This is a genomic window from Lentisalinibacter orientalis (assembly GCF_040706535.1).
GTDB classification, from domain to species: domain Bacteria; phylum Pseudomonadota; class Gammaproteobacteria; order Steroidobacterales; family Woeseiaceae; genus Lentisalinibacter; species Lentisalinibacter orientalis.
This window is the reverse complement of sequence record NZ_JAPDRJ010000001.1, coordinates 1,029,720-1,047,985: the sequence shown is the minus strand read 5'-3', so window position 1 is coordinate 1,047,985 and position 18,266 is coordinate 1,029,720. Positions and strand designations below refer to the sequence as shown.

Here is an 18,266-nt window from a genome sequence, read left to right as displayed (position 1 = left end):
CCCTCGACGTCACACGGGCATTATGTTCTCCGGCGCGACCTGACGCGCTGATTGGGATGACACCATTCTAGGCGCCTCCGGCGCGGGATTCCAAACCGGGGCCCGGCCCGCGCGGATGCAGGCGGCGGAAAAGCGTGTAGCTGGCGGCCAGCCCGATGGCGGCGAAGGCTGCGAGGAACAGGAAGTAGTGGCGGTGGCCGGCAAGGCCGGGCGAGGCATCCAGCAGCAGCCCGCCGACGACGCCGACGAAGATATCCGGCGTGAAGCCGATCACCGAGACCAGGCCCACGGCGGTGCCCGTCAGCGCGTCCGGCACCTTCGCCTCCTCGAACAGCGCGAAGTACAGTGCGCGCAGGCCGAACATGGCCGCCGAAGTGGCCAGGACGTTGCCGAGCAGCACCCAGGCGGCGCCGGCCACGGGCGTGTCGAAGGCGAGGAACAGGTAGGAGGCCAGCAGCAGCACGAAACACGCGACGGTCATGCGGGCGACGCCGTAGCGGTCGCCGAGGAAGCCTGCGGCGACGGCGGCCACCGGCCGCATCCAGGCGCCGATGGCGGCGATGCGGGCGGCATCCACGTCGCTCATGCCGTAGACCTCCACGGCGTACAGGGAGTAGTTGTCGAAACCCTTGTAGGCGACGTAGGCGCACACCACGATCAGCGCCTGCAACCAGACGGCAGGCATGGCCAGCACGCGGGCGATATGGTGACCCAGACCCTCCTGCGCCGGCCGCCAGCGTTCGAGGTCCGGCTCCTCGGGCGGATGGCCGTCCCGGATGACGAACCAGACGAACACGCCGGCCAGCGCAGTGACCAGTGTGTAGCCATGGATCACCGTGACGAGAGCAGCCTTGCGTTCCTCGAAGGTGACGGCGCCCGTGCCTTCGGGGAATACCAGGCCGAAGAAGGCGACCGCGACGGAAGCCAGCGCCGCGGCGAGCAACCCGCGGCCGCCGTCCAGCAGTCCGTAGGCGCGGCCCTGTTCGTCGCTGCCGCCCCAGTCCCTCGTGGCCCGGATCAGCGCCGCCCAGAAGAACAGGATGGTGGTGACGCCGAAGAAGCCCCACAGCACGAGCGCGCCCGTGTAACCGGGGATGGTCGCCATGTAGAGGCCGCCCGCCGCCGTGGACCAGAGCGAAAACGCGAGCAGCTTGCGCGCGGGGAAACGGTCCGCCAGCGGCCCGCCGGGAAAATACGCCAGCATCGCGAGGATGCCGTACACGCCCTGCGCCGCGCCGAGCTCGGTGTTGGTGAGCTGGAAGACGTCGAGGACCGCGGGCCGGAAGAACCGCGCGATGTGGAACGGCAGCGCGAACACCGCCTCGCCGGCGAGGATGAGCCCGAACATGTAGAGGAAGCGATGCATTTCTACCATGTGGGAGGGCCTTCAGGCCCGATTGGTTATCGGATCGGGGCTAAAGCCCCTCCTACCAGCCCCTCCTACCCCTCCCACAAATCCCCTCCTACCCTGCCAGGCGGTAGGTCCACCGCCCGTACACGTACAGCCCGAAGCCCGAGATCAGCCCCACCGCGCCCATGAGGTACCAGACCGCGCCGATGTTGTAGGCCGCATACAGCTGATCGGTCATGGCCTGGGCGCTCTGGCCGCTCACCGCCACCAGCTTCTGGAAGGCCTCGCCGATGGGCACGGCCTGCACGTCGGCGGCGCTGAGCCCGTAGTCCCGTACCAGCACCTCCCGGGAGATCTGCTCCTTCGAGGAGAACTTGCCATACAGCGTGGGCCCGATGTAGCTCTCCAGCGACCAGCCCACGCCGATCGGCAGCTGGGAGAAGCCGAGGTACATCGCCTTCTTGTCCCGTGGCGCGATGTTGCCGAGATACTCGCTGGACTTCGGGCTGGACAGCATCTCGCCCAAAGAGAAGATCACGATGCCGCCGACAATCACCCAGGCGGCGTTGAAGCCGCCGAACAGCAGCATGGCCGACGAGGCGAAGAACGTGCCCAGCGCCATCGAGTTCGCGGCTCGCAGCCGCGCGCTCCAGCCGGCCACCAGGAAGCAGGTGAACATGATCAGCATGGCGTTAATATTCACCACGCCCTCGGGCATCATGCGCGTGCCTTCCTGGTTCAGGCCGAAGAAGAAGATCACGGCTTTCGAGTCGGTGCCGTCCGGGCCGAACACGTCGGTGACCAGCCGGCTGGTGTCGACCCAGTCGCGGAAGTACAGCGGCCCCACGTCCCAGAGTATGTAGAGCATGAACCAGAAGCCGCAGAACAGCACGATGTACCAGAGCAGCACCGGGTTCGAGAGCTCCTTCAGGCTCTCGCGCCACAGGGACTTCTCGGTGAGCTCGCCGCTTCTGATCTTCGCCCGGTATGCGAGCCGCTCTTCCTTGTCCGGCTCCTTGTAGGTGAGCAGCAGCAGGAAGTTCAGCGAGATGATGGCGGCGCACACGTAGAACACGTTCTCCCACGCCAGCTGGCGGAGCTGGGCGGCGATGATGGGGCCGAGGAAGCCGCCGATGTTCACCGTCTGGTAGAACACGCCCCAGGCCACGGAACTGTTCTTGCGGCTGGTGGCCTTGACGATGGTGCCCTGGATGCCGGGCTTGAAGATGCCCGTGCCGAAGGCGAGCACCACGGCGCCGGAGAGGAAACCCCAGAACGTGGGCACCATCGCCATGATGATATAGCCCGCGATCTTGAACACCGTGGAGGCGAAGATCGTCTCCTTGTAGCCCACCCGGTCGGAGATACCGCCGGTGAACACGGGCACGAACGTCTGGGTGACCGCCCAGACGAAGAAGATGATGCCGAGGTCCGATTCGAGCAGGCCGAGGCCGCCGCGGGACTGGGCGTCGGTGGCGTAGAGGCTGGAGACCTGGCGCACGCCGTAATAGGCGAGCCGCTCGATCATCTCCATGCCGCCGCAGATCCAGAAGACGTAGCCCAGGCTGCCGAGTGCGGCGAACGTGCCGAGCTGTTTGACGTCGCGAACGGTGGTGCTGTGGTCCTGGCTGCTCATGCGTCCCCCGGCCGATGGTCCCGAAGGCACGGGATGCTACACGGGAACGCCCCCACAGGCATGTAGGAGGGCCTTCAGGCCCGACCCGGCTCTTGCTGGCTGGGTATCACCTTCTCTTAACGTGGGCCCGCCATCGGGCCCGTAGCCCTGAGGGATGCTACCAATCAGCAGACGCTACTGACTGGCAGCTTCGTCACGCCACCGCGAGCACGGCCGTCATGCGGGGGTATCCATCGCCGCGACCTTTTGTCGGGAGCAAGATGGATACCCCCGCAGGGCGGCTAGGAAAGAACGGAGGTGTGGCAGAGCGGCGTCGGGCCTGAAGGCCCTCCTACATGGGATCAGGGGACTGCCAGCGAGCGGGTCTGCTCGACGCGCTGCCAGTGGCGGGTGGAGTTGATGCTGTAGGCCGGCGGTTCGCGCCAGAGGCCGAGTTCGTCCAGTTGCCGGAACTGGTCACGGCGGACCTTGGGGCCGGGCCGGAACGGCGGGCGGGGATGCACCACCGGGTAGTAGTAGCCGTCGCGGCCGTAGCGCCAGCCATAGTGGTCTTCCCGGCGATCATAGGGCTCGTATGCGAGGCGCTCCTGCGCTGCCCGCCGGGCCTCTCGCCGGGCTTCCCGTTCCTTTTCCCGCTCCTCTGCGAGCGCGGCCCACTCCGCGTGGATGCGCTCGGCCTGGTTCATCACGGAGTACTCATACTCGTCGGGGTCGTAGTCGTCGGGGGTGGACGTGGTGACTTCGCGGGTCTCGACCGGGACGGTCGCGTCGGCCGGCGGCGTCTGGCTGTAGTGGGCGACGCCGTCTTCGTCCACCCAGTGGTAGATCTGGCCGGCGTGGGCGAGGCCGGTGGCGAGCAGGAGGGTGGCGATGAGGTGAATGCGGTGCATGACGTTTTAGACATTGTAGGAGGGGATTTATCCCCGATCTTCGCCTGGTAGGAGGGCCTTCAGGCCCGATCCATTAAAAATCGGGGATAAATCCCCTCCTACAAAGACATCGCGACCTCGTAGCCTTCGCGCGTCGCGGCCAGCACGCCGCGGGGGGCGCGGGCGTCGCCGATGCATTCCACCGTCAAACCTGCCGCCTCCAGCGGCGCGCGCAGGGCGTCGTCCGGCACGCGCGCCGTGGCGTAGGTGATGGCGATGACGTCCTCCACCCGGCTCTGCCTGCCGCTCCAGACGTTCACCAGGCCGAGCGCGCCCTCCTCCAGCAGGCCCAGGTCGCGGGGCTCGACGCAGGTGAGTATCTCGACGCCCTTCGCATGCAGGCGGTGATAGATGCCCTGCCGATTGATGAGTGAGCAGTCGGAGGCGATGCGCTCGCGAGGCGTGACCAGCGTCACCCGTTCGAAGCGCTCAGCGAAGAGTTCGGCGGCCGCGTAGGTCATCTCGGTGTGGTCACGGTCCACGACGACGATGCGGCCGGGTTCGCGGCCGGTGCGCTCCAGCATGTCGCGGGCCAGGGTGCGCAGATCCGGTACCAGCTCGTCTTCGGCGAACTCCGCCGGCACGAAATCCGGCACCGCCATGCGGGAACCGGTGGCGAGCAGCACGTGGTCCGGCTTCAGGGCCAGGACGTCGTCGGCCCTGGCGAGCACGCCCATCTCGTAACGCACGCCGGCGGCCTTGCCGGCCAGGTACTGGTAGTCGTAGATGCTGGAGAGATTCTCGCCGCCGGGCAGCTCCGCGTGCAGCCGCGTCTTGCCGCCGGGCTCGTCGGAGGCCGAGAACAGGGTCACCCGGTGACCCCGCCGGGCCGCCGTGTGGGCCGCTTCCATGCCCGCGATGCCGCCGCCGACGATGACGACGTGTCGCGGCCGCTTTGCCGGCGCGGGCTTCCAGGCGGCCTCGTCCGGCGTGCCCACCCGGGGGTTATTGTCGCACTCCAGCCCGCCGCCCTCGATGATGGCGCGCCAGCAGGTGTTGCAGGAGACGCAGTAGCGGATCTCCGCCTCGCGGCCGTGCTCGGCCTTCGTGCCGAAGGCGGGATCGGTGATCAGCGGGCGGCCGAGGAAGGCCAGGTCTGCCGTGCCGTCGGTGAGCGCCCGCTCGCATTCGTTCGGGTCGGTGATGTAGCCGATGGCGCCGGCGGGGATCTGCGGCGCCACCTGCCTGAGCTCCCGGATGTGGCCGAGATACGGATGGCGCTCGCCGTGAGCATCCGGCAGGTGGCGCCAGAGCGAGTTGGCGTGCGCGCCCCAGGCCCAGGTCCAGTAGTCCACCTCCCCGGTGGCGGCCACGATCTCCGAGATGCGCCGGGCCTCTTCGAGGCCGATGCTGCCCGGCACGCCGTCGTCGCCGGGCAGTTTCACGCCGATGATGAACGGCCGTCCGCAGGCGGCGCGGATGGCTGCGATCAGCTCGGTCAGGAAGCGGGCGCGGCCGGCCAGGTCACCGCCGTATTCGTCCTCCCGGCGGTTGGACCAGGCGGAGAGGAACTGGTGGAAGAGATGGCCGTGGCCGGCTGAGATCTCCACGCCGGACCAGCCGGCGCGCTTCAGCCGCGCCGAGCCGGCCGCCCACTCGTCGATCATCTGCCGGATCTCGCCCGGCGTGAGTACCCGCGGCACCGTCCAGCTGAGATCGTCCGGCAGCGCCGATGCGCCCACGGCGCCCTCGTTGCGGCCGACGGCGTGGCGGCCGCGGCCCGAGTCCTGCACCTGGCCGAGCAGCCGGGTGTCGGCCCCTTCCACCGCTTCCGCGACACGTGCCAGCGAGTCGTACGCCCGGTCGTCCCAGACCCTCAGCCGATACGGCACCCGGTTCACCGAAGTCATGGCGACGGGCTCGGTGACGATCAGGCCGGTGCCGCCCCGGGCACGGGCGCCGTGGTAGTTGATGAACTGCTCGGTGGGCTCGCCGTCGCGGACGAACTTCGTGAGGATGGAGGCATGGGCCAGCCGGTTGCGCAGGCGCAGGCCCCCGATCTCGACCGGGCTGAAGAGGGCGGGATAGGCGGTGTCGCCGGCGCTCACGCGGGACGGCGTGCCGTCACGCGGCGCGGACCGATTTCGAGTCCCCGGTCGAGTCTTCCCTGTGTCCGCTCTCTTCGCCGGCCGGCGCCGCTTCCCGGGCGTCGCGGCTGCCGGACTCGACCGTGCGCAGCACGGTGGAGAGCAGCCGCTCGCGTTCGGCGGTGAGCCAGGCGTCGTCCTCGTCGCTGATCTCGTAGCGCTCGATGCCCTCGCCCACGGCGAGCCCGTTCTGCTCGAGCACGCGCTCGGTGACATAGAGCCGCTCGCGCAGCGTGGCCACCTCGGCCGTGAGTTCCATCACCATGCTCAGAAGCTCGTCGACGCCCTCCGCCTCGAAGAAGCGGTTGCGGCGGCCGCGGGCCATGCGGGGTAATTCTGCAGACATGTCTTTCTCCTCTCGGGCGCCGGGGCGCGGCTCAGCGGCTCAGGCCTGCTTCCAGGCGCCGAAGGCGTACCAGCGCGTCCCCTTCGGGTCCATGCGGCCGGTCTGGCTGTCGAACAGGGCGGGCTGGTCCACGCCCTCCCGGAAGGCCGCCTCGCCGACGAAACTGTACCGCGGCAGGGTGGCCTCGATGAAGTCCTCCGCTGCGAAGCCGGCGCCGGTGCACAGCCCCTGGTAGTCCTGGTCGCGGAACGGCTTGTAGAAGGGCTCGTTGTTGTAATAGCTGTCCCAGTCCAGATAGAAGCTCTCGTAAGGCGCCATGCGGGAGTTCGGCGGCAGCTCCATGTTCCACAGCACGCCGCCCGGCTTCAGCACCCGGTATGCCTCGCGGAAGTAGGCATGGATGTCTTTTAGCGGCAGCTCGTGCAGGAACATGGAGGAGAACACCACGTCGAAGCTCGCGTCCGGGTAGTCGAGCTTGGTCGCGTCCATCTGGCGGAAGTGCACCGGCACGCCCAGGCTCTTCGCCCGTGCGCTCGCGTAGCGCAGCACGCCCGGGGCGACGTCGATGCCGTGTACCTCGGCCTCCGGGAAGGTACGCGCCCAGGGCAGCGTGTTGTGGCCGATGGTGCAGCCGCAGTCGAGGATGCGCCGCGGGCGGAACTCCGGGTACTTCAGCCGGATGTAATTGGACAGCGTCTGGCCGATGTCGTCCAGCTCGCGGCCGAACTGGCCGAAGGCGAACACGTTGATGGAGTGGTCGTAGAGGGCGCCGGCCGCGACGTCGTCGTCGCCGTATTCGGCGTGATAGCTGCCCGGCGCGAGATGCACGTCGATCTCCGTCACGTTGCGGGGTACCTCGAAGTCCGGGTCGAGGGTGAGCGAGCCGCCGGCCCGGTCGTCGTCGTCGCGCAGCGCGCGGGCCTGATCGGCCAGCTCCGCGATGCGCCGCTCCACGCCCGGGATCACCGAGGCGAACACCATCTCCTGGGCGTTCGTGCGTACGGCGCTGTAGAAGCGGAATGCACGCGTCCCGCGCATGGCCTTGTGCACCTCCGGACCGTCGGACGGAGAGCGGCCGTGCTCGCGCTCGAACGCGGGCAGCACCTCTTCGTCGTATTCGGCGCGCATGTGTCCCGCCAGGCGGGTGAGCACGTGCCGGCGCAGGCCGGAGACGAACTCCTGCCGGGCCCGTTCGTCGCGGGTGGGGGCGGGCTGCAGATCGTGAGGCTGTGGCTGAATCATCCTTCGCGTCCTCTGCTGAGCGGACCCGGATTTTCTCGAAATTGGCTTTCTGTTGTCAAACACAAATACTTTTTGTATAAGAGGCATGAAGTTCTGTACCGGGAGCCGAAGCCATGACGACACCCATCACCACCATCATCGTGTTGTTCAACCTGAAACCGGACGCCGACCCGGCCGCCTACGAGCGCTGGGCCGCCGAGACCGATCTGCCGACGGTGCGCAATCTCGCCACCACCGACGGCTTCGACGTCTACCGCACCACCGGCGTGCTGGGTTCCGACGCGCCGGCGCCCTACCAGTACGTGGAGATGATCCGCGTGAGCGACATGGCCGGGTTCGCGAGCGAAGTGGCCACCGAGACCATGCAGAAGGTGGCGAGCGAGTTCCGCAGCTTCGCCGATAACCCGGTGTTCATGCTCAGCGAGGAGGTCGCGTGATGCGAGGACTGGAAGGCAAGGTCGCCGTCTGCACCGGCTCGGGGCGGCGCGAGGGCCTCGGCGAGGGCATCCTGAAGCGTCTCGCGGCGGAGGGCTGCAGGGTGGTGGTCACCGATCTCGGCCGGCCGGACGAGGGCCTGGACACGGGCAACATCGGCACCACCGAGGAGATGGAAGCGGTGGCCTCGGGGCTGCGCGAGGCCGGCGCCGAGGCGGTGGCGCTGCCCTGCGACGTGCGCGACGAGGCCCAGGTGCAGGCACTGGTGGACGGCACCGTGCAGGCGTTCGGACGGCTGGACATCCTGGTGAACAACGCCGGTGTGGGTTACATGATGAAGCACACGGCCGAGCTCACGCTGGAAGAGTGGCAGCTGGTGCTGGACGTGAACCTGACCGGTGCCTTCCTGTGCACCCGTATCGCCGCGGCGCAGATGCGTGCGCAGGGCGACGGCGGGCGCATCATCAACATCGCCAGCCAGGCCGCGAAGTCCGGCTTCCCGCACATGGCGCCCTACGTCGCGTCCAAGCACGGCATGGTCGGGCTGACCCGCACGGCGGCAATTGATTACGCCGGCGACGGCATCACGGTGAACGCTGTCTGCCCGAACCACGTCACTACCGGACTCGGGAAGAAGCAGAACGAGTACTTCGCGAAGTACCGCGGCCAGACCGTGGAGGAGTACCGTGCCGGTCTCCGCAGCCGCATCCCGCTGGGCCGCGTCGGCCTGCCCGAGGACACGGCGGCAGCGACCGCGTTCCTCGCCTCCGACGACGCAGCGTTCATCACCGGCGAGGCGCTGAACGTGAGCGGCGGCGAGGAGATGCATTAATCACCATGTGGGAGGGCTTGCCTTTGTGGGAGGGCCTGCCTTTGTGGGAGGGCCTTCAGGCCCGATTCATCAGACCGGGTCGGGCCTGAAGGCCCTCCTACCGGGTGTCACCATGGAACTAAGGCAGCTCGAGCGCTTCCTCGCAGTGGTCGATCACGGCACGCTGGCCGCCGGCGCGCGCGAGCTCGGCCTCACCCAGCAGGCGCTGTCGGCCAGCCTGTCGGGGCTGGAGAAGGAGCTCGCGGTGCGGTTGTTCGACCGCGGCCCCGGCGGCATCACCCGGCTGACGGCCTACGGCGAGGCGCTCGTGACCCACGCCCGCTCGCAGATCGCGGCGGACCGGCGCGCCCGCGAGGCACTGAGGAGCCTCGCCGACGCGGAGACCGGCACGGTGACGGTGGGCATCGGCGAGACCTTCGCCGGCGACATCATCGCGCCGGCCGTGAGCCGTGTGCACGCGGCGCGGCCGAAGCTGCGCATCAACCTCATCGAAGGCTATTCCGAACAGATCCTGGAGCGGCTCTACGATGGCGAGTTCGACTTCGTGGCCGTCGGCGTCGGCGATTTCGCGCTGCAGGACGGATTCCGCGCGGAGGTAATCTACTCGGCGAACGACGTCGTGGCCTGCCGGCCGGGACATCCGCTGGCGCGCAAGCGCCGGGTCCGCCTGGAGGACCTGGCCGACTACACCTGGGTGGTGCCCTACTCCCGCCCCTCGGACGTGGAGGTGATCGCCGAGACCTTCGTGGCCGCGGGCCTCGAGCCCCCGACCCGCTTCATCGGCTCGGATGCTTACCGTATCGGCATGAAGCTGCTGGCCGCGAACGACTTCCTGCTGATGACCTCACCGGCGCTGGTGACGAGCCGGCTGGCGAAAGAGACCTGGGGCGTGCACATCCTGCCGGTCGACCGGCCCACTGTCAGGCGCAACGCGAGCCTGGTGACGCCGACGGAGCGGCCGATGACGCCCGCCGCCGCGGCCATGCTGGCCGAGGTACGCGCCGCCGCCGGCCACTACGGAGGCAGCTGACTCGACTCGCTATCGAGTTGCGGGTCCCCGTCAATATTCAGAAGCCGCGGATCACGAAGAGGCGGAAGTCGCCGTCGTCGGCCGCATCCGAGACGCCGAAGAGATAGCTCGCCAGCAGCGACCAGTCGCGTCCGATCTTCGCCTTCAGCACGGGACCGATCTGGTGCTCCTGCTCGTCGAAGCTGCCCGTGTCCGCCGTGGTGTTCAGGTCGTTGAACATCTCCACGCCGAGACGCATGCCGTTGCCGATCGTGCGGGTGACCTGGGAGCGGGTTTCCAGCAGCAGGCCCGGTGCGGCGCCGGCGCCGGTCTGGCGCGCGACGAGCGCATTGGCCCGGAGCTGCCAGCCGCCGTCCAGGTCAAGCTTGCCGGTCCAGCCCAAGCGGAACCGGTTCGGCCCCTCGTCTCCGGCCTGGGCCTCGAATCGCAGCGCCGCGTCCCAGCCCGCGTCCTGGTCTTCCAGGTACTGCCACTGCACCTCCAGCCGGGTGTAGCTGAGATCCAGGGTATCCCCGCCGACGCTGCGCTGGGCGGCAAGGATGCGGGCGCGCCAGCTGTCGTTGAAGGCCTGCTGGTAATGCAGCCGGTGGGAGAAGACCTCGGGTGCCGGTTCGTCCTCCGGCACGAAGCTCACGCGGTATTCGGCCTCCCGCTCGCCGTCGTCGACGTCCGGGCTGAAGACGTTGCTGGTATTGGCCGCGGCCGTGGCGGGGAGCAGCAGGAACAGGGCGAGTATTCGAATCATGAAGACGGCTTGGTAATGGCAAGGACAGCGAACTCATCCGCCAGTTTGGTCCGCTGCCCGTGGAAACAAAGAATCCGGCGCGGGGNCCCCGCGACCGGCTCCGCAATCCCTGCGGAGTGGATGGCCGGTATACCGACCTAGGGGACTCGATGCAGGCTACCGCCTTATTCCGGGGCGACCAGCAGACGGCCGTTCAGCGGCAGCACGGGGCGGGCGTTGTTGCCCATGAAGCCTTCCATGGCCGCGATCTGGGCGGCGCTGGCCTCAACGGTGTCCTCCGCCACGTGCCAGTTCACGCCCTCGGAGCACGGCGGGGTGGTGAGGGAACCCATGTAACGGAAGACCTCGATCTCGTCCGGCAGCATGCCGTTGGGGTCGAACGTGGCGCCCTTGATGTCCTCGGCGTCGGCGCCCACCTTGCCGGCGTTGTCGATGAGCGTCTGCAGCTCGACATTCGCCTCGCCTTCCTCGAACAGGATGCCGAGCACGCCGAGCTCGCCCTTGTCGGTGGCATGCACGAAGTGCGCGACCAGCGGATAGTGCTCACCGCCGATGGTGTGCTCGCTGGGCGTGTGGAAGTGCACCTGGATCAGCGAGAACACCTTGCCGCCGCTGGTCATGTAGGAGCCTTTGCCGAAGTTCGCCTGCACCGTCTTGCCGTTGTTGAACATGTTGAGAGGCGCCGACTCCCAGTCCACGGACACCTCCAGGTCGCCGACGGCACCGGCCTGGCCCAGGTCGATGGGCGACTGCATCAGACCCTTTTTGCAGACCTCGTAGGCCTCAGACAGGTCGCCCCAGTTCTCGGGGCCGGTCTTGCCGGAATAGCCCCATTCGGCGGAGCCGCCGGCCGCCAGCGCGGGAGCCGACAGCAATAGGGAGAGCCCGGCACCGGCCAGGATGTTGGTGGTCTTCTTCATGGCATTATTGCCTCTCGAAAGTGTTGGCTCGGGGGGATCTGCCGCCGCATGCTACGGCGTGGGGCAGAAGCAACAAGCCGTTTCTGCCGATGAGAAAGACAGGCTATACCTGATGATTAGCAGCCTTTCATCGGTTTCTTCCATAGGTTTCATGACTGCTCACCCACTCTTCGGCCACGACGGCGGCGCCCAGGGAGATCTCGCCGCAGAGCACGGTGGCCGCGATGATCTCCGCGAGCTTGCGGGCCTTGCCGGGTCCGTAGCAGCCGAGCGACTCCAGGCACTCGCGCTGGGTGGCCAGCCCCGTGCCGCCGCCGTAGGTGGCGACGATCAGCGACGGCAGCGTGATGGAGTAGTAGAAGTCACCCGTGCGCGTGACCTCGGCGTAGGTGAAGGCGGCGTGGGACTCGGCCACGTTGGCCTCGTCCTGGCCGGTGGCGATGAAGGTGGCGGCGATGGCGTTGGCCGGATGCACGCCGTTGTAAACGGCGCCGGCCATGAGCGCGCCCAGCTGGGACACGCGCCGCGTGGCGAACAGCTGCTCGGCGGAGACCCGCATGCGGTCGCGCAGCAGCGCGTCCGGGATGGTCACCTCGGCGATCACGCGCTTGCCCCGGCTGTGCAGGGAGTTGAGCGTGGAGTGCTTCTTGTCGGTATCCATGTTGCCCGACAGGTAGTACTCCACGCGTCCGTATTGCTCGACGATCCAGTGGCAGGCCGCCAGCGCCGCCTTGCCCGCCATGTTCTGGCCGGCCGCGTCGCCCGTAGTGAAGTTGAAGCGCAGGTAGAGCATGCGGCTGGCCGCATACTGCTCGATGTCGCGCAGCTTGCCGACGCTGGTCGTGGCCTCCGCCGCCGCCTTGATGCCGGCGAAGTTCTCGGACACCCACTCGCCGAAAGCGCGGGCCTCCCGCGCGCTCGGGAAGACGAAGACCGGCGCGCGCTGCATGGCATCGTCGGCGATGGTGGTGGTAATGCCGCCCGCCTCGCGGGTGATGCTCATGCCGCGGTTGTAGCTCGCCACCAGCGTGCCCTCGGTGGTGGCCATGGGCACGTAGAACTCGCCCTCGGCGTGCTCGCCGTTCACCAGCAGCGGGCCGGCGTAGCCGACCGGCATCTGCGCGACGCCCGTGAAGTTCTCGATATTGCCACGCAGCGTGGCAGGGTCGAGCGAGTAGCTGGCGAGATGGGTAAAGCGGGTGCCGGTCTGCTCGGTGATGAACTCCCGGCGGCTGCGCACCGCCTCCTCGGAGTAATCGTTGTCGCGATCGCGGGGGATTCTCGGCATGGCTGCCTCCGTTCTTGTTGTTTTGGCGAATTATATCGGAACGATATCGGATCGATATCGGATCGGGCCTGAAGGCCCTCCTACGTGATTATCGAGGTGATCCATGCGTCCAGCCGTTGCCATAATCACTGCCGTCGTCTCTTTGATGCTGACGGGGATCGCCATGGCCTACGAGGAACCGGAGTACCAGGTGCTGGCCGAGCGCCAGGAGTACGAGATCCGCGCCTACGAGTCCTACCTGGTGGCCGAGACGGTCGTGGAGGGCGATTACGGCGAGAGCGGCGGCAGAGGGTTCCGCATCCTGGCCGGCTACATCTTCGGCGACAACCAGGCGTCGGAGAAGATGGCGATGACGGCGCCGGTGACGCGGGAGCCGGCGGAGAGCGTGAAGATGAACATGACTGTGCCGGTGATCTCCGAGCGCGTGGCCGGGGCGCAGCGCTACCGCTACCAGTTCGTGATGGAGCGGAAGTACACCCGCGAGACGCTGCCCGTGCCGGACGACGAACGGGTGACCATCCGCGAGATACCCGCACGCACCATGGCCGTGCACCGTTACTCGGGGCGCTGGACGGCGTCCAACTTCGAGAAGCACACGTCGATCCTGCTCCGCGCGCTCGAGCGCGACGGCATCGAGATCGTCGGCACACCCCGGTCCGCCGCCTATAACGCCCCGTTCACGCCGCCGTTCCTTCGCCGCAACGAGATACTGGTGGAGATCGACCCGAACACCCTGTAGGAGGGGCTTCAGCCCCGACCGCGGTGTCGCGCCTGAACGCGCTCCTACAATGTCCCCGTAGGAGGGGCTTTAGCCCCGATCCCTTGAGCAATCGGGCCTGAAGGCCCTCCTACGGCCGTTACGCCGCCAGCGGCGTCGGGTTCACCAGCCGCTCGAAGTCGGCATAGGCCATGCGGATCAGCTCGCTGTGGGAGCCGGCGTTGAAGGCGATCTCGTCGTCCTCCCTGAGTGCCGCCGAAACGAACACCTTCATGTCGTAGAGGTTGCCGAAGGGCGGCATCGCCCCGGTCTCGCAGTCCGGGAAGCGCTCCTTGAACTCGTACTCGCCGGCGAGTTCCACCTCGTCGGCGCCCAGTGCCTCCGTCAGATGCGCGAGCTTCACGTGGTCCGACGCCGGCACCACGATCATCGCCAGTTCGCCGTCGATCTTCACCATCACCGTCTTGGCCAGCTCCTTGCCGGGGATGTGCGCCCGTTCGGCGATCTCCTGGGCGGTGAAGGCGGGCGAATGGCCGATGGTGACGTACTTGACGTTCTCTCGGTCGAGGAATTCCTTCAGTCTGGTAACAGGCATGGCCGTCTCCTTGTCTCCCGCGGGAAACCGGGCAGGCCCGGGCCTGCCCGGACAAGACCACGATAACGCGTTGCCGTGCGCCGGGAAACCGTCGGAATCTGCATATGCGCGCCCGCCCGCAAGAGCCGCTCAGGCTCCCTCCACCAGAAGCTGGCCGAGCATGCCGAGGGCGAAACCGAGCACGGCGCCGAGACTGGGGCCCCAGTGACGCTCGAGACGGGACTGGGGCGCGATATCCTGAAAAAGCAGATAGAGGATTCCCCCTGCGGCGAACAACATCACCGCTCCCAGGGCTACCGGGTAGTCCGGGCCCCAGTACCAGCCCACCAGCCCCACCGCCGGGCCCAGCAACGTGAGCCAGGCCATTTTCACCAGGGTGCGGTCGGGGCCCGACTTGCCCGCGGCTGCCAGTTCCCGGTAGGCGTTGAAGCCCTCGGGCAGGTTCTGCAGACCGATGAGCAGTGCCAGCAGCGGTGCGGCGCCGGCGCCCGTGGCGAACATCCCGCCCAGCGCGAGGGACTCCGGCAGGTAGTCCATGAGCATCGCGCTCAGCTGAGGGGTCTCACGGCGGCGTAGCCCGAGATAGCGCTCGACGGCGAAGAAGACACCGCCGCCGGCGATAAAGGCCGCGCAGGACAGCACCGCCGAATCCGTGTAGTCGCTGCCCTCAGGCACGAGGACCAGAGCCACGGCGGAGACGAGTACGCCGCCGCCGAACGCGATCACGCCGTGGCGGAATTCCCGCTCCAGCCACTGCGGCCGGATACGCTCCAGCCGGGCGAAAAGACCGCCGACGACGATGCAGGCGCCTGCACCGGCGGTGCAAAGCAGCATGATCACGATGTCCCGCAACGGGCTGTTCCCCGAGGGCCTACTCCGCCGCGTCGGCGGGACGGTAGCTCGCGTAGTAGTTCACCAGGGCGCCGATGTCGCCCGGCTCGAGCTCGGCCAGCTCGTGGGCCATGGCCGGCAGCAGGGCTTCCCGGTCGCCGGCGAGATAGGCCTCGATGGCGAAGCGCAGATAATCCTTGCGCTGACCGTGCAGCGGTATGCCGATGGCGAACCCAGCCTGCCGGCTGTCCGGCCGTGCATGGCAGGCCCCGCAGTGCTGGCGGTGCAGCGCGGCGCCCTCCTCGGCCAGTGCCTCGTCGAAGGCCTGGTCGAGCGCCTGGCGCTCCTTGGCGCCGTAGTAGTTGGCGATGGCGAACACCGTGTCCTCGTCGAGCTCTGCCACCGTCTCGCACATCTTCGGCTCCCGCACGCAGCGCCGGGCGCCGTCGATATAGGCGAAGACGGCCTCCTCGATGTGCCCGGCGGGTATGCCGGCGAGCACGGGAATCATGGGATCGCCCTTGCCCATGCCGTCCGCGCCGTGACATTCGGCGCAGGTGTCCACCGCGTCGGGCCGGGCCGTTGCGATAGCCGGCAGAACGAACAGTGCGAGCAGGCAGAAGCGGAATTGCTGTTTCATGCCTCACCCCCGAGACGTTGCTTCCCTTGTGAGACTTTAGGCAGTGAAAGAGCGCCGGGGAATAAGGGGATGACGCGGCACGCGCTCAGGAAGCCGCCAGGCCGGCGGCGGCGATGCCTCCGCCGGCGAGCAGCAGCACCGCGCCCAGCGGCTCGCCGATGCGCCGGCCCCAGCTCGCGTTCTTCTCCACCGCCATGATCAGCCCCAGCACGAACATCCACAGGAGATTCGCGCTGGCCGCGGCGAACATGAGCAGCATCAGCGCCCAGCAGCAGCCGGCGCAGAACACCCCGTGGTCGACGCCGATGCGCCAGGTCCGACGCGCATCTCCCGCGTTCGCGCTCCAGCGCGACAGCACGAAGCCCAGCGGGGCACGGCACTGCTCCAGGCAGCGGTACTTCAACGCGGAGAACTGGAAGGCGCCGGCCAGCAGGAACAGGCCGGCGGCGGGCGCCCAGGCCGGAAGCGACAGCTCCAGCAGGCCGAACGCCCGGCCCGCGGCAAAGACGAGCGCGCCGAGGATCGCCCACACGACCAGATAGCCGACGGTGAAGACGCCGACCAGGGCCGCCGCGTGCCGGCGGCGGCGCACCAGCCGGCGGAATATCTCCGCCAGGGGGAACGTGCTCGGCAGCATCATGGCCACCGTCATGAGTGTCCAGCCGACCACGAATGCGGCGGCCGTCACTGGCAGCGGCAGGGCATGGCCGGCATGGGCGTGCGCGCCGCCGTGGGCGTGGAACAGGGCGCCCCAGGGAGTCCGTTCCAGCCACCACAGCAGCGCCCAGGCGACCGCGACGGTCCCGCCGAGCGAGACCGCGAGCCAGCTCTGATAGCGGGTGTTCGGGTACATGCGACGACCAAGCCGCGGCGCCCTGCCGCGGGCGCACGCGCTGCCGCCGGGTCAGGCGGCCTCGTCGTAGTCGAACACGAACGGCCCGGATATCGCGTTGTGGCCCGAGATATCGATGTCCTGGCCCAGCTCCTCGCTCTTCTGGCGGTAGCGGGTCGCCTTGCCGACGTAGGCAGGCGAGCCCGGGATGGTCGAGAAGACGGAACCCACCAGTTTGGTCGGCTCGCCGCTCGGGCCCACGTAGGGCTCGAGATCCGCCTCGACGACGTCACCGATGCTGAACCGGCCCTTGCCCTCTTCCACGTCGCAGACGATCGGCGCCCGGCGCACGTCGATGAGCTCGCTCACCAGCTGCGCGAGGTCGGCGATGGGCCCGCCGGCTTCGCCGAGGAAGACGCGGCGCAGCGCGGCCTCCTGCTCGTCGGTGGCCGTGTCGTTCAGATACGCGATCTCCCGCCAGTTGCCATCGAACACGTTGCCGGGGATGTGGACCACGCCGACCCAGGTCAGGCCGGAGACATCCACGCCGTCGATCTCGCCGCTGCGGATGTGGTAGGCCAGCGAGGAATCGCAGGTGCCGCCGTCCGGGTTCTCGCCCACCCAGCACGGACACAGCGTTTCGCAGGTGCAGACCTCGAGGAGGTCGCCTTCCAGGTGATAGGGCATTTGAATCTCTCCCCCGCGCGTCGCGGGAACCGCGCCTGGGCAGGTGAGTCCCGCGACGGATTACGCGGATTTGCGTATGTATGGCCCGAGGCTAACGCCGCGCCGTCGGGCGGGTCAAACGGGCCGGCGCCGGATGTTAGCCTGCGGACATGTATCCGCAAGCCACAGGAGTCCGACCATGACTGTCCCCGTATGGGTATTGCTCGCCTTCGCCGGTTGGACGCTGCTGACACTGACCGCCACCGTCGGCCTGTACCGGTGGGGCCACATACTGACCGGGCGGGCGTCCCTCAGCGAATGGAATCCGGACGTGCCCCAGGGCAGCGACTGGTATCGCCGCGCGATGCGGGCGCACATGAACTGCGTGGAGAATCTGCCGGTCTACGGAGCGATCGTGGTGGCGCTGGTGGCCAGCGGCACGACCGGGCCGAGTCTCGACCTGCTGGCGATCGTGCTGATCGTCGCGCGGGTGTGCCAGACGCTGCTGCACATCGGCACAAAGCCCGGCGAGTTCACCGCGGGGCTGCGATTCGCGTTCTTTCTTGTGCAGCTGGTGTGCATGGTGGCCATGGGCGGCATCGTGGTCGCCCGCGCCCTGTAACGCAGGCACTGTAACGCAGGCCGTCTCAAGCAGTCCCTGGGAAGCAGCCCCGATGGATCAGCCGCCGAAGCCCTCGCCCTCGTCCGCCTCGCTCATGCGGATGAGCCGGCTGTCGGCCACCGCGGCCTGGCGGTGCTTCACGGCCTTCCGGTAGTCCGGGTCGGTGACCATCTCCAGGAAGGCGCCGGCCGTCGGATAGCGGGCCACGAACACCAGGTCCCAGTGCTTGTCCGAGGGGCCGATCACCATCAGCTCCGGCTTCGCCCGCCAGACGATCTCCCCGCCCACGCGGCGGAAGATCGGGCCGCTGTCCCGGCCGTAGGCGGCGTAAGCCTCGGCGCCGGTGGCCTCGCGGCCGTCCGGGTAGGCGGCTTTGTCGCGGAAGCGCAGGAAGTTCAGCATCAGTATGGGTTGATCCCGGGGCAGATCCTTGAAGGCCTCGAACTGATCGCGTTCCGGGTCGATGTATCCGGTCATGGTGCGGCTCCCACAGTCAGCGGAGCCGGCAGGATAGCAGAGCG

At 68.1% G+C, this 18,266-nt stretch carries 20 protein-coding genes; 5 read left to right on the top strand and 15 right to left on the bottom strand.

Translation table 11 applies throughout. The annotated features are described in order from the left end of the window. Nucleotides 1-67: 67 nt before the first annotated feature. The 6 genes from ACJMK0_RS04680 to ACJMK0_RS04655 form a co-directional block, all read right to left on the bottom strand. Nucleotides 68-1,375: an MFS transporter gene (locus tag ACJMK0_RS04680; RefSeq protein WP_405235993.1), complete on the bottom strand. Its 1,308-nt coding sequence runs from the start codon at nucleotides 1,373-1,375 to the stop codon at nucleotides 68-70. A gap of 88 nt (nucleotides 1,376-1,463) precedes the next feature. Further along, complete coding sequence (locus ACJMK0_RS04675; RefSeq protein WP_405235991.1) at nucleotides 1,464-2,987, bottom strand: MFS transporter; 1,524 nt, start codon at nucleotides 2,985-2,987, stop codon at nucleotides 1,464-1,466. A gap of 341 nt (nucleotides 2,988-3,328) precedes the next feature. After that, on the bottom strand, nucleotides 3,329-3,877 hold the full coding sequence (locus tag ACJMK0_RS04670) for a DUF4124 domain-containing protein (RefSeq protein ID WP_405235989.1): 549 nt from the start codon (nucleotides 3,875-3,877) through the stop codon (nucleotides 3,329-3,331). 98 nt (nucleotides 3,878-3,975) lie between these two features. Then, nucleotides 3,976-5,964 (bottom strand): FAD-dependent oxidoreductase, encoded by a 1,989-nt coding sequence (locus ACJMK0_RS04665; RefSeq protein ID WP_405235987.1) that lies wholly within the window; start codon nucleotides 5,962-5,964, stop codon nucleotides 3,976-3,978. A gap of 16 nt (nucleotides 5,965-5,980) precedes the next feature. Further along, a complete protein-coding gene (locus ACJMK0_RS04660) occupies nucleotides 5,981-6,349 on the bottom strand; it encodes a hypothetical protein (RefSeq protein ID WP_405235985.1) in 369 nt (122 codons plus the stop codon). Between the two features lie 39 nt (nucleotides 6,350-6,388). Continuing rightward, complete coding sequence (locus ACJMK0_RS04655; protein WP_405235983.1) at nucleotides 6,389-7,591, bottom strand: class I SAM-dependent methyltransferase; 1,203 nt, start codon at nucleotides 7,589-7,591, stop codon at nucleotides 6,389-6,391. A 113-nt stretch (nucleotides 7,592-7,704) separates the two neighbouring features. On the opposite strand from ACJMK0_RS04655, the gene ACJMK0_RS04650 reads away from it, so the two are divergent. From ACJMK0_RS04650 to ACJMK0_RS04640, 3 genes are all read left to right on the top strand, one after another. After that, a complete protein-coding gene (locus ACJMK0_RS04650; protein ID WP_405235982.1) occupies nucleotides 7,705-8,028 on the top strand; it encodes an REDY-like protein HapK in 324 nt (107 codons plus the stop codon). Continuing rightward, nucleotides 8,028-8,858 carry an SDR family NAD(P)-dependent oxidoreductase gene (locus ACJMK0_RS04645; protein ID WP_405235980.1) on the top strand — a complete coding sequence of 277 codons (831 nt, stop codon included), beginning with the start codon at nucleotides 8,028-8,030 and terminating at the stop codon, nucleotides 8,856-8,858. Before ACJMK0_RS04650 ends, ACJMK0_RS04645 begins: the two co-directional genes overlap by 1 nt. 112 nt (nucleotides 8,859-8,970) lie before the next feature. After that, nucleotides 8,971-9,888, top strand: a complete 918-nt coding sequence (locus ACJMK0_RS04640; RefSeq protein WP_405235978.1) for a LysR family transcriptional regulator — start codon at nucleotides 8,971-8,973, stop codon at nucleotides 9,886-9,888. Nucleotides 9,889-9,925: 37 nt separating this feature from the next. On the opposite strand, the gene ACJMK0_RS04635 is transcribed toward ACJMK0_RS04640, so the two are convergent. The 3 genes from ACJMK0_RS04635 to ACJMK0_RS04625 form a co-directional block, all read right to left on the bottom strand. Then, nucleotides 9,926-10,633 carry a transporter gene (locus tag ACJMK0_RS04635; protein ID WP_405235976.1) on the bottom strand — a complete coding sequence of 236 codons (708 nt, stop codon included), beginning with the start codon at nucleotides 10,631-10,633 and terminating at the stop codon, nucleotides 9,926-9,928. Nucleotides 10,634-10,797: 164 nt separating this feature from the next. After that, nucleotides 10,798-11,553 (bottom strand): carbonic anhydrase, encoded by a 756-nt coding sequence (locus ACJMK0_RS04630; protein ID WP_405235974.1) that lies wholly within the window; start codon nucleotides 11,551-11,553, stop codon nucleotides 10,798-10,800. Between the two features lie 127 nt (nucleotides 11,554-11,680). Beyond that, complete coding sequence (locus ACJMK0_RS04625; protein WP_405235972.1) at nucleotides 11,681-12,841, bottom strand: hydroxymethylglutaryl-CoA reductase; 1,161 nt, start codon at nucleotides 12,839-12,841, stop codon at nucleotides 11,681-11,683. A gap of 103 nt (nucleotides 12,842-12,944) precedes the next feature. On the opposite strand from ACJMK0_RS04625, the gene ACJMK0_RS04620 reads away from it, so the two are divergent. Continuing rightward, nucleotides 12,945-13,580 (top strand): SOUL family heme-binding protein, encoded by a 636-nt coding sequence (locus ACJMK0_RS04620; protein ID WP_405235970.1) that lies wholly within the window; start codon nucleotides 12,945-12,947, stop codon nucleotides 13,578-13,580. A 118-nt stretch (nucleotides 13,581-13,698) separates the two neighbouring features. On the opposite strand, the gene ACJMK0_RS04615 is transcribed toward ACJMK0_RS04620, so the two are convergent. The 5 genes from ACJMK0_RS04615 to ACJMK0_RS04595 all read right to left on the bottom strand — a co-directional run bounded on the left by ACJMK0_RS04615 (nucleotide 13,699) and on the right by ACJMK0_RS04595 (nucleotide 17,144). Next, nucleotides 13,699-14,154: an aminoacyl-tRNA deacylase gene (locus ACJMK0_RS04615; protein ID WP_405235968.1), complete on the bottom strand. Its 456-nt coding sequence runs from the start codon at nucleotides 14,152-14,154 to the stop codon at nucleotides 13,699-13,701. Nucleotides 14,155-14,283: 129 nt separating this feature from the next. Beyond that, the gene (locus ACJMK0_RS04610; protein WP_405235966.1) at nucleotides 14,284-14,988 is read right to left on the bottom strand and encodes a ZIP family metal transporter; all 705 of its coding nucleotides are present in this window, start codon (nucleotides 14,986-14,988) and stop codon (nucleotides 14,284-14,286) included. Nucleotides 14,989-15,025: 37 nt separating this feature from the next. Continuing rightward, nucleotides 15,026-15,625 (bottom strand): c-type cytochrome, encoded by a 600-nt coding sequence (locus ACJMK0_RS04605; protein ID WP_405235964.1) that lies wholly within the window; start codon nucleotides 15,623-15,625, stop codon nucleotides 15,026-15,028. Between the two features lie 85 nt (nucleotides 15,626-15,710). Then, a complete protein-coding gene (locus ACJMK0_RS04600; RefSeq protein ID WP_405235962.1) occupies nucleotides 15,711-16,478 on the bottom strand; it encodes a DUF2182 domain-containing protein in 768 nt (255 codons plus the stop codon). A gap of 51 nt (nucleotides 16,479-16,529) precedes the next feature. Beyond that, a complete protein-coding gene (locus ACJMK0_RS04595) occupies nucleotides 16,530-17,144 on the bottom strand; it encodes a DUF1326 domain-containing protein (RefSeq protein ID WP_405235961.1) in 615 nt (204 codons plus the stop codon). 178 nt (nucleotides 17,145-17,322) lie between these two features. Between ACJMK0_RS04595 and ACJMK0_RS04590 the strand changes: the two genes are divergently transcribed. After that, complete coding sequence (locus ACJMK0_RS04590) at nucleotides 17,323-17,745, top strand: MAPEG family protein (protein WP_405235959.1); 423 nt, start codon at nucleotides 17,323-17,325, stop codon at nucleotides 17,743-17,745. 57 nt (nucleotides 17,746-17,802) lie between these two features. On the opposite strand, the gene ACJMK0_RS04585 is transcribed toward ACJMK0_RS04590, so the two are convergent. Continuing rightward, the gene (locus tag ACJMK0_RS04585; protein ID WP_405235957.1) at nucleotides 17,803-18,222 is read right to left on the bottom strand and encodes a DUF1330 domain-containing protein; all 420 of its coding nucleotides are present in this window, start codon (nucleotides 18,220-18,222) and stop codon (nucleotides 17,803-17,805) included. Between the last annotated feature and the right edge of the window lie 44 nt (nucleotides 18,223-18,266).

Excerpts from the sequence above, each read along its gene's own strand:
- ACJMK0_RS04680 (WP_405235993.1), bottom strand. The coding sequence starts at position 1,375 with ATGGTAGAAATGCATCGCTTCCTCTACATGTTCGGGCTCATCCTCGCC.
- ACJMK0_RS04675 (WP_405235991.1), bottom strand. The coding sequence starts at position 2,987 with ATGAGCAGCCAGGACCACAGCACCACCGTTCGCGACGTCAAACAGCTC.
- ACJMK0_RS04670 (WP_405235989.1), bottom strand. The coding sequence starts at position 3,877 with ATGCACCGCATTCACCTCATCGCCACCCTCCTGCTCGCCACCGGCCTC.
- ACJMK0_RS04660 (WP_405235985.1), bottom strand. The coding sequence starts at position 6,349 with ATGTCTGCAGAATTACCCCGCATGGCCCGCGGCCGCCGCAACCGCTTC.
- ACJMK0_RS04655 (WP_405235983.1), bottom strand. The coding sequence starts at position 7,591 with ATGATTCAGCCACAGCCTCACGATCTGCAGCCCGCCCCCACCCGCGAC.
- ACJMK0_RS04650 (WP_405235982.1), top strand. The coding sequence starts at position 7,705 with ATGACGACACCCATCACCACCATCATCGTGTTGTTCAACCTGAAACCG.
- ACJMK0_RS04645 (WP_405235980.1), top strand. The coding sequence starts at position 8,028 with ATGCGAGGACTGGAAGGCAAGGTCGCCGTCTGCACCGGCTCGGGGCGG.
- ACJMK0_RS04640 (WP_405235978.1), top strand. The coding sequence starts at position 8,971 with ATGGAACTAAGGCAGCTCGAGCGCTTCCTCGCAGTGGTCGATCACGGC.
- ACJMK0_RS04635 (WP_405235976.1), bottom strand. The coding sequence starts at position 10,633 with ATGATTCGAATACTCGCCCTGTTCCTGCTGCTCCCCGCCACGGCCGCG.
- ACJMK0_RS04630 (WP_405235974.1), bottom strand. The coding sequence starts at position 11,553 with ATGAAGAAGACCACCAACATCCTGGCCGGTGCCGGGCTCTCCCTATTG.
- ACJMK0_RS04625 (WP_405235972.1), bottom strand. The coding sequence starts at position 12,841 with ATGCCGAGAATCCCCCGCGATCGCGACAACGATTACTCCGAGGAGGCG.
- ACJMK0_RS04620 (WP_405235970.1), top strand. The coding sequence starts at position 12,945 with ATGCGTCCAGCCGTTGCCATAATCACTGCCGTCGTCTCTTTGATGCTG.
- ACJMK0_RS04615 (WP_405235968.1), bottom strand. The coding sequence starts at position 14,154 with ATGCCTGTTACCAGACTGAAGGAATTCCTCGACCGAGAGAACGTCAAG.
- ACJMK0_RS04610 (WP_405235966.1), bottom strand. The coding sequence starts at position 14,988 with ATGCTGCTTTGCACCGCCGGTGCAGGCGCCTGCATCGTCGTCGGCGGT.
- ACJMK0_RS04605 (WP_405235964.1), bottom strand. The coding sequence starts at position 15,625 with ATGAAACAGCAATTCCGCTTCTGCCTGCTCGCACTGTTCGTTCTGCCG.
- ACJMK0_RS04600 (WP_405235962.1), bottom strand. The coding sequence starts at position 16,478 with ATGTACCCGAACACCCGCTATCAGAGCTGGCTCGCGGTCTCGCTCGGC.
- ACJMK0_RS04595 (WP_405235961.1), bottom strand. The coding sequence starts at position 17,144 with ATGCCCTATCACCTGGAAGGCGACCTCCTCGAGGTCTGCACCTGCGAA.
- ACJMK0_RS04590 (WP_405235959.1), top strand. The coding sequence starts at position 17,323 with ATGACTGTCCCCGTATGGGTATTGCTCGCCTTCGCCGGTTGGACGCTG.
- ACJMK0_RS04585 (WP_405235957.1), bottom strand. The coding sequence starts at position 18,222 with ATGACCGGATACATCGACCCGGAACGCGATCAGTTCGAGGCCTTCAAG.